Source organism: Johannesbaptistia floridana (assembly GCF_057440575.1).
On sequence record NZ_JALKVM010000324.1, the window covers coordinates 1 to 7955 of the forward strand.

The following is a 7955-nucleotide window of genomic DNA, read 5'->3' on the forward strand; positions in this document are numbered from 1 at the left end:
TCAACCAATTTTTAAGCGTTGAGCATTAATTCTTTAACTCATTACTTCAAAACTCCAAGACTTCTTACTTCAAAACTCCTTACTTCTTACTTCAAAACTCCTTACTTCTTACTTCAAAACTCCTTACTTCTTACTCCTTACTCCTTACTCCTTACTCCTTACTTCTTACTCCTTACTCCTTACTTCTTACTTCAAAACTCATTACTTCAAAACTCATTATTCATCCACAAGTAACTTTGGGTAAAGATGCGAGGGTCTGAGTTTAACGACTCCTCACACTTTTTAAACGAAATTATATTAAAATAAATAAGAAAGATGTAAAGAAATATTAAGCGGTGAAGCAGTCAGAAGTAATCGTTATAGGTGCAGGTATTGGAGGTTTAACAGCAGGGGCTTTACTAGCAAGTAAAGGCTACCAAGTAAGTATTTTTGAACAGGCATACGTGCCAGGAGGGTGTGCCTCTACCTTCCGTAGGCGTGGTTTTACCTTCGATGTAGGGGCTACTCAAGTAGCAGGTTTAGAAACGGGTGGGATTCACGAGCAGATATTTAAAAAGTTAGGAGTAGAGTTACCGGAAGCAACTATCTGTAATCCTAGCTGTGCTGTATTTTTACCGGAAGAAACCGCACCAATTAATGTTTGGCAAGATGCAGAAAAGTGGCAAATGGAGAGAAATAGACAGTTTCCCGGGAGTGAACCATTTTGGCGCTTAATTGAATATTTATTTGAGGTTAGCTGGCGTTTCCAAGGGCGTGAACCTGTTTTACCTCCTCGTAATCTCTGGGATTTAGGGCAATTAATACAAGCAGTGCGCCTAGATACTTTAACTACTTTACCCTTTGCCTTAATGACGGTGACAGATGCCTTGAATTTATGTGGTTTAGGTAAGGATAGACGATTGAGAACATTTTTAGATATGCAGTTAAAATTATATTCTCAAGTAGATGCTGCATCCACAGCTTTACTCTACGCCGCCACAGCTTTAAGTGTGTCTCAATCACCCCAAGGATTATATCATTTAAAAGGGAGTATGCAGGTATTGAGCGATCGCCTAGTAGAAGGATTAACTAAACATGGAGGTAAACTATATTTAGGGCACAAAATAACTAAGATAACTACTAACAATCATAGAGTAGCTGAAGTAACCATTCTCAATCAAAAAACTGGGGAAACCTGGACAGAAAGTGCTGACTATGTAGTAGGGAATTTGACTGTACAAAATTTAGTTAAACTAGTACCAGAAAATACCCCTGAATTTAAATCTTATGGGCGCCGAGTAGCTAAACTTCCACCATCATCTGGTGCCTTTGTTATTTATTTAGGAGTAGAGGAGACAGCTATACCTGATAACTGCCCACCCCATTTGCAGTTTCTCTACGACTATAATCAACCTATAGGAGAAAATAACTCTCTATTTGTGTCTGTGAGTAAACCTGAAGATGGAAGGGCACCAACAGGAAAAGCAACGATAGTAGCCTCATCTTTTACTAATCCTCAGTTATGGTATACAGAGACAAAAGAAGAATATCAACAACTGAAAGAAAAATATACCCAAACAGCGATCGCGCGTTTAAGTAGTTATTTTAATTTAAATCCTGATACTATTGTCCATCAAGAAGCCGCAACACCAAGAACTTTTGAGCAGTATACGGCTAGAGAGTCTGGTATTGTGGGTGGTATCGGTCAAAGAGTTAGTACTTTTGGACCATTTGGTTTTGCTACACGCACCCCGATTAGTAATCTCTGGCTAGTAGGTGATTCTACTCATCCCGGTGAAGGGACAGCGGGAGTCAGTTATTCTGCGGCTACGGTAGTTAAGCAAATTCTCGCTCAAAGCTAAGTAATAGTAAAATTAATAGGTAGTCATCCCAAATTTGAGTGAAGTGGAAAATAATTTCAGCTTATTTTACTATTTATAGGCGATCGCATAATTATTTAATTTATATCAAAAAGCTCCTATTTTCTTAGAAGAAAATGAGGTAGATTGTTGGGTTTCGTAACCTCAACCCAACCTACAAGAAATAATAAAGAGTCTTTAGAATTTAAAATCAATCTCCATATATGGCGGCTTCTGGTACCATGTAAAATTCTTGATTGTTAATACCAATATACCAAGTGTCATCTTCCTTGCCCCAATTTAGATCGCCACCCGTAGGAGTTGTCACGTTTTCAGGTTCAAAATTTAAAACACGTTCTACACCAGTGGGTAACATAATGTGAATGGATGCCGATCCTGAAGTCTGTCTGAGAATACCTGCGGGGCAATTTTGATTATGGGTAACAGGTGTACTCATATCTGCTGAGTTACGCACTTCGCAGCTTAAAATAGTGGTAGCATCATAGTCTGCGGTTGTATAGGGAGCGGTGCGGTTACTAGTGGAGGATGCTTGATTATTGCCTATTTGTACATCCATGGTGTAGTTGGCTGTTGCTGCATTTCTAGCTGCATTGCGCATGAGGTAGACACGGATGGTATAGTCGCCGTCTTTGGGTAAACTTCCCTGAAAGCGATCGCCGGAGGTTGAACCAACAAACATGGCTGTATCTTCCCCTGGTGCTATGACGTTGAAGTAGTTTTGAGAATTATTGGTTTTTAGTATGACTGAGATTGATTGTCCGCCCTTGGCGTTGAGAATATAATCAACTGTTTCGTAGCCTTTTATTTGACCTTGGATAGTTGTACCAATGGTACCTGGTTCAAATTGTACACGTTCTTGGCGTATTTCATCTTGTTGGGCTAAGACAGGAGTTATGCTAACACAGGGGAATAAAAGTGTGCCAATAAGTAGGTATTTGTAAATCATTTATTTTTTTCCTTAAAGTTAAAGAGTAAGAGGCAAGACGTAAGGGGTAAAAAAAGGTTCCGATTATGGCTTTATTTTTTCTCTCAGGTAAACTAATTAATTTCTGCTCAATTTTCTTTTCATAAACTCACATTTTCCACCAGCCTCAAAAATATAGCAATGACCAAATAGATGTTAACAGTTATTATCATGAAAAGCCCCCCTTGTTAAGCTATGCTTTATAAACATCTTTCTTAACATAAAACTTGACAAAACCCGCAACTTGTGGGTTTGTGCTTTTTTAGATTTTGTTTAAGAAAATAATGTATAGCAATATACATTTTATCCACAACTTAAGTAATTTTACTTAAAACCCCTCTCCCTGCTCCCGTGCTCCGGTGCTCCCTGCTATACAAGGGTTTCAGAGTTGCTTATAAAGGATAGCTTGTTAAGGGGGGTTGGGGGGATCTGTAAATATAAATATTGTTAACACTACAACGCTCATTGCTATAAATATTAATACTCCATAAAACCAGATAAACAAAGATTAATCATAAAAGTCGAAGACAATGAGATAGATTGTTGGGTTTCGTATTCCAAGGGCCCAACCTACAAGAAATAATAAGCGAGTAGGTTAGGCTAAACAGAATGGTTATAAATCCAACCAAAGGTATTAATTGAAGAAATGCTCTGAACTATAAAAATCTATGCAGTCAATTGCATAGATTTATGGTATTATTTTGATATGTAAGGATTACCTATTTTTTCTGTCTTCACTACTTTTCCCAAAGTAGTAAAACACTACAGAGGTGACTATTGGTGAAGATAGTTCCAGCAATCTCCCTGTTAACCACTTTAAGTCCTCAGAATCGACTTTTGCTAAATTACAAATCAATATAGCAACAACCAGAAAAACCGCTACTCCAAAATACATTTGAAATACCGATATAGCAAGGTCCCGTAATGATTCTCTATGTCTCAAGTCAGCAAGTTTTTCATGTAGATGAATCTTTTCATCTAATGAGAGATTTTTAGTATAAGGAATAAAGTCTTGGGGAAGATTTGGTAAATCTGACTGGTTTACACGTTTTGACTTTTTATCGAGAAACAATTTTTAAGGGGTTAGTATCAATTCTCTAACTCATAACTCATAACTTCTTACTTCAAGACTTCAAGACTCCTTACTCATTACTTCTTACTTCAAGACTTCAAGACTCAACCCCAACCAGTAACTTTGGGTAAAGAGGCAAGATCTGAGTATAGTCTTTGTCTTATTGCCTCATAGAGTAGCAAAGAAGTGGCAATGGCTACGTTGAGAGATTCTACAGACTCAGTAATAGGAATTTTAACCCTTTGGTCCGCAAGAGCAATCAAATCTGGGGATAATCCCGCTCCTTCGTTACCAAGTAAAATAACACTAGGCTTAGTTAAATCTAAATCCCAATAAGTTTGGTCAGCTTGAGCTAAAGTAGCTATTACTTGTATATTTTGACTCTGGTAATGGAGAATTTGACTACTCAAACTCTCAGTAGTAGCAATGGGTAAGTTAAACCATGCCCCAGCAGAAGCCCTTAAAAGTTTGGGATGGTCAAAATCTACACAATCTTTACTTAACCATAAAGCATCTACCCCTACTCCAGCAGCAGTACGTATAATTGTACCAAGATTACCAGGGTCTTGAAGGCGATCGCACATTAACCCCAAATTAATCTTAGTCTCAGGAGTTTTAGCAGTCATTCTGGTAGCTGTAGCTACCACTCCCTCAGGATTAACGGTAGTGGCGATCGCTTTTAACACTAATGGATCAACTAAAGTCACTCTCTGACTTAGTTGAATAACTTTTTTCTCTAATTGGGGGTATTTAGCTTGCCATGCTTCCGTGTAACAACATACATCTAGAGGATAATTAGCCTCTATAGCCGCAGCTATTAAATTAGTCCCTTCTAAAATTAAGCGATTATTTTGGCGGCGAAATTTACTTTGGTGTAGCTGACGAATTTCCTTGATTAGAGGGTTTTTAGTGCTAGTAAGCATTACTATTAAAAGGGCAAAAGAGCTCCACGTAAATCTTTAGGGGCATCAAAAGCTAAAAAACAAACACCTTTAGCAATTGACTCTGGTTTCACCCATTCATCTACTTGGTCTGTGCCCATAGCTTCACGATTATTAGGAGTATCAATTGTACTAGGTAAAACTGCATTAGCGGTAATATCTGAATCGGCGGTTTCTGCGGCGATTACTTGAGTTAAAGATGCTACTGCGCTTTTTGAGGCACAATAGGCGGCCAATTGTGCGGCAGGATTATTAGCTGTTATTGAACCTACTGTAACGATTCTACCATAACCTTGTTGGCGCATCAGCTTCAGACAATATTTACACACCAAAAAGGTTGTATTAAGATTCAAGGCAAAAGCACTCTGCCAGTCACTATAGCTAAATTCTTCTACAGCTCCCATAGAGAAGCCACCTACTAAATGAATTAAAACATCTACTCTACCTAAGTCATTAACTAATTTTTCTACTTCAGCTTCTTGAGTTAAATCAGCTTTCACAAAACGAAGGCGTTGAAAATCTTCAGCAGATAGTTTATTTTTGAGACGATTAATTCCCTTGTCACTATGATAGGGAATGGTGATTTTTTCTGCTCTTGCTAAAACTGCGGGAGTTACACCTAAACCTAATCCTCCTGTGCCCCCTGTGAGTAAAACTTGTTTGTCTCGCATTTGAATTTAAATCTCTATGAGTTTTCTTTTTTCATATCTTAGCGAAAACTTGTACAGAATTAGCCAATGGGCTTTTTTTGGCATCTGTCTAAGTGTTGTGTGACACTTTTAATTCGGCTTGCTTCACTTTGTTGTAAATTAGTCACAGAGAGCATTTTCGGTATTTCGCAAGTTTTATCAAAATTGTAGTCTTCTTTTTGAAGCGCGTAATGTAGGTTATAATAATATTTGACTGACAACCGAAGGATATCCTTAAAAGAGTACGCTAATCTATGACACCAACAAAGCTCAAAGAATATCTCAACAATCTCGTCAAAAACCAGCTACAAATTAGTACCATGATTTGGGGAGCGCCTGGAATCGGCAAATCAAGTATTGTCGCCCAAGTGGATCATGAAAATAACATGGATTTTATCGATTTGCGTCTGTCTCAACTAGCACCCACTGATTTAAGAGGTTTACCCGTTGCGATCGCCAAAGATAACGAAAAAGAAGGTATATCTACCTGGTATCCCCCAGAATTTTTACCTCGTAGTGGAAAAGGAATTCTCTTTCTCGACGAAATCAATATGGCTCCGCCAACTATGCAAGGTGTTGCTCAACAATTAATCTTAGATAGAAAAGTAGGCAGTTATGAAATGCCCCAAAATTGGATGATTTGGGCCGCAGGTAACCGTAAAGAAGACAGGGCTAGTATTTTTGAAATGCCCGCACCTTTAGCTAATCGTTTTCTACACCTTGAGGTTACTGTTGATTTTGATAGTTTTAAAGCTTACGCACTAGATCACAAGTTTGATGAGCAAATTATCGCTTTTCTCGCCTATCGTACTGAATTATTGCATAAACTCAACGCTTACAGTCACGCTTGGCCATCACCTCGTACTTGGGAAATAGCTAATAAGTTACATTTGTGTAATCTTGATATTTCTCCTGCTGTTGGAGAGGAGGTTTGTAGTGAATTTCAAGCTTTTGTAACTCTCTATGAAAAGTTACCAAGTTTTGATTCTATCTTAATAGGAAAAGGGGATAAGATCAACTTTCCTCAAGAAGCATCAGCGCGTTATGCTACTACTATAGGGCTCGCCATCAGAGCTCAAAGTGCAGTGGAAGGGATGAATTCTTTTGAATGGTTAATGACTAAAGCAACCACTGAATGGTGTCAATTATTTGTCGGTGATCTAATGCGTCAAATGCGTAATAAAAACCAGATTGCTGCCTTCAGCCAACTAATTAAAGAGAACCAAAAATTCAAAAGTTTTTTTAATAATTATCAAGAACTATTAGGTAAATTCTAATTTTAAAAAGTTATTATTTCTGGAAAATAAATCTGTTAAACCAGAAGAAATTATCACTATATCAAGGTTAAGAATGCGGGGTAAATCCCCTTTTTTTGCAACTCTGGGTTTATTTATTGACTTTAAATCTACTCATGATCTTGATACGGCAGCTACGGACGGTAAATCAATTTTTTATAATCCTGATTATCTTATTTCTCTTCCTAGTAATCAAGTTGATGGGTTAATTGTTCATGAGATTTTACACGCCGCTTTATTGCACAATATTCGACGCCAAAATAGAGATCCATATTATTGGAATATCGCCGCAGATATTGTAGTTAATGGTTTAATTGCTGAAGATAATAACTATGAATTACCTCCTGGTGGTATTCGTTATCCTGATTGGGAAACTAAAAGTGTTGAAGAAATTTATGAGTTGTTATTGCAGCAACAGGATAACTGTGGATTTGAGTTACCTATATTAGATTTATTGTGCCTAAAAAATTCCTCTGAATCCTTATTAAGCGATCAAGAAGCTGATTTAAAGGCTTACTGGCAAAATGCTTTACAACAGGCGTCTATAGTTGCTCGCACTGCTAATCATGGTAATCTACCTGCGGGTATTCAACGTCAAATAAAAGAATTAACCGCAGCACAAATAGATTGGCGTACTCGTCTTTGGCGTTATCTTGTTCATACACCTAATGATTTTCAAGGTTTTGACCGTCGCTTTATCGGTCGGGGTTTATATTTAGATATCTTGGCTGGTGAGTCAATCCAAGTTTTTGTAGCAATTGATACTAGTGGCTCCATAAGCGATCGCCAAATGAATAGTTTTTGTAGTGAATTACAAGGCATTTTAAGCGCCTATCCTCACATTAATTGCCAATTATATTATGCAGATGCTGATATTTACGGACCAATAGAATTAAAACCTGGTGATAGTATACCAGAGCCTGTTGGGGGTGGTGGTACATCCTTTATTCCTTTTTTCCATGCGGTTGAAAAAGAGAGAAATTCTTCTCTAGAAGCTGTTTGTGTCTATTTAACGGATGGTTATGGTGATTTTCCCGAAGATACACCTAGTTTACCAGTTCTCTGGGTAGTTGTACCAGGGGGGCTAAATACAGTTGAAAATATCTACTCATTACTGCTAAAAGTTGCTCATTTG

Annotated in this window: 7 protein-coding genes; 3 read left to right on the top strand and 4 right to left on the bottom strand. The window is 37.8% G+C overall.

All coding sequences use genetic code 11. The annotated features are described in order from the left end of the window. Positions 1–335: 335 nt before the first annotated feature. Positions 336–1841 carry a C-3',4' desaturase CrtD gene (gene crtD / locus MW688_RS18630; protein WP_486737514.1) on the top strand — a complete coding sequence of 502 codons (1506 nt, stop codon included), beginning with the start codon at positions 336–338 and terminating at the stop codon, positions 1839–1841. Positions 1842–2049: 208 nt separating this feature from the next. On the opposite strand, the gene MW688_RS18635 is transcribed toward crtD, so the two are convergent. The 4 genes from MW688_RS18635 to fabG all read right to left on the bottom strand — a co-directional run bounded on the left by MW688_RS18635 (position 2050) and on the right by fabG (position 5507). Next, a complete protein-coding gene (locus MW688_RS18635; protein ID WP_486737515.1) occupies positions 2050–2805 on the bottom strand; it encodes a hypothetical protein in 756 nt (251 codons plus the stop codon). Between the two features lie 733 nt (positions 2806–3538). Next, entirely contained in the window at positions 3539–3895 is a 357-nt protein-coding gene (locus MW688_RS18640; protein WP_486737516.1) for a hypothetical protein, read from the bottom strand. A gap of 104 nt (positions 3896–3999) precedes the next feature. Then, positions 4000–4818 carry a TrmH family RNA methyltransferase gene (locus tag MW688_RS18645; protein WP_486737517.1) on the bottom strand — a complete coding sequence of 273 codons (819 nt, stop codon included), beginning with the start codon at positions 4816–4818 and terminating at the stop codon, positions 4000–4002. 5 nt (positions 4819–4823) lie between these two features. Next, positions 4824–5507 carry a 3-oxoacyl-ACP reductase FabG gene (gene fabG, locus MW688_RS18650; protein WP_486737518.1) on the bottom strand — a complete coding sequence of 228 codons (684 nt, stop codon included), beginning with the start codon at positions 5505–5507 and terminating at the stop codon, positions 4824–4826. A gap of 272 nt (positions 5508–5779) precedes the next feature. Between fabG and MW688_RS18655 the strand changes: the two genes are divergently transcribed. Next, positions 5780–6802: an ATP-binding protein gene (locus MW688_RS18655; protein WP_486737519.1), complete on the top strand. Its 1023-nt coding sequence runs from the start codon at positions 5780–5782 to the stop codon at positions 6800–6802. A gap of 73 nt (positions 6803–6875) precedes the next feature. Beyond that, the coding region (locus tag MW688_RS18660) for a vWA domain-containing protein (protein ID WP_486737520.1) at positions 6876–7955 on the top strand (1080 nt) is incomplete at its 3' end.

Excerpts from the sequence above, each read along its gene's own strand:
- fabG (WP_486737518.1), bottom strand. The coding sequence starts at position 5,507 with ATGCGAGACAAACAAGTTTTACTCACAGGGGGCACAGGAGGATTAGGT.
- MW688_RS18645 (WP_486737517.1), bottom strand. The coding sequence starts at position 4,818 with ATGCTTACTAGCACTAAAAACCCTCTAATCAAGGAAATTCGTCAGCTA.
- MW688_RS18655 (WP_486737519.1), top strand. The coding sequence starts at position 5,780 with ATGACACCAACAAAGCTCAAAGAATATCTCAACAATCTCGTCAAAAAC.
- MW688_RS18635 (WP_486737515.1), bottom strand. The coding sequence starts at position 2,805 with ATGATTTACAAATACCTACTTATTGGCACACTTTTATTCCCCTGTGTT.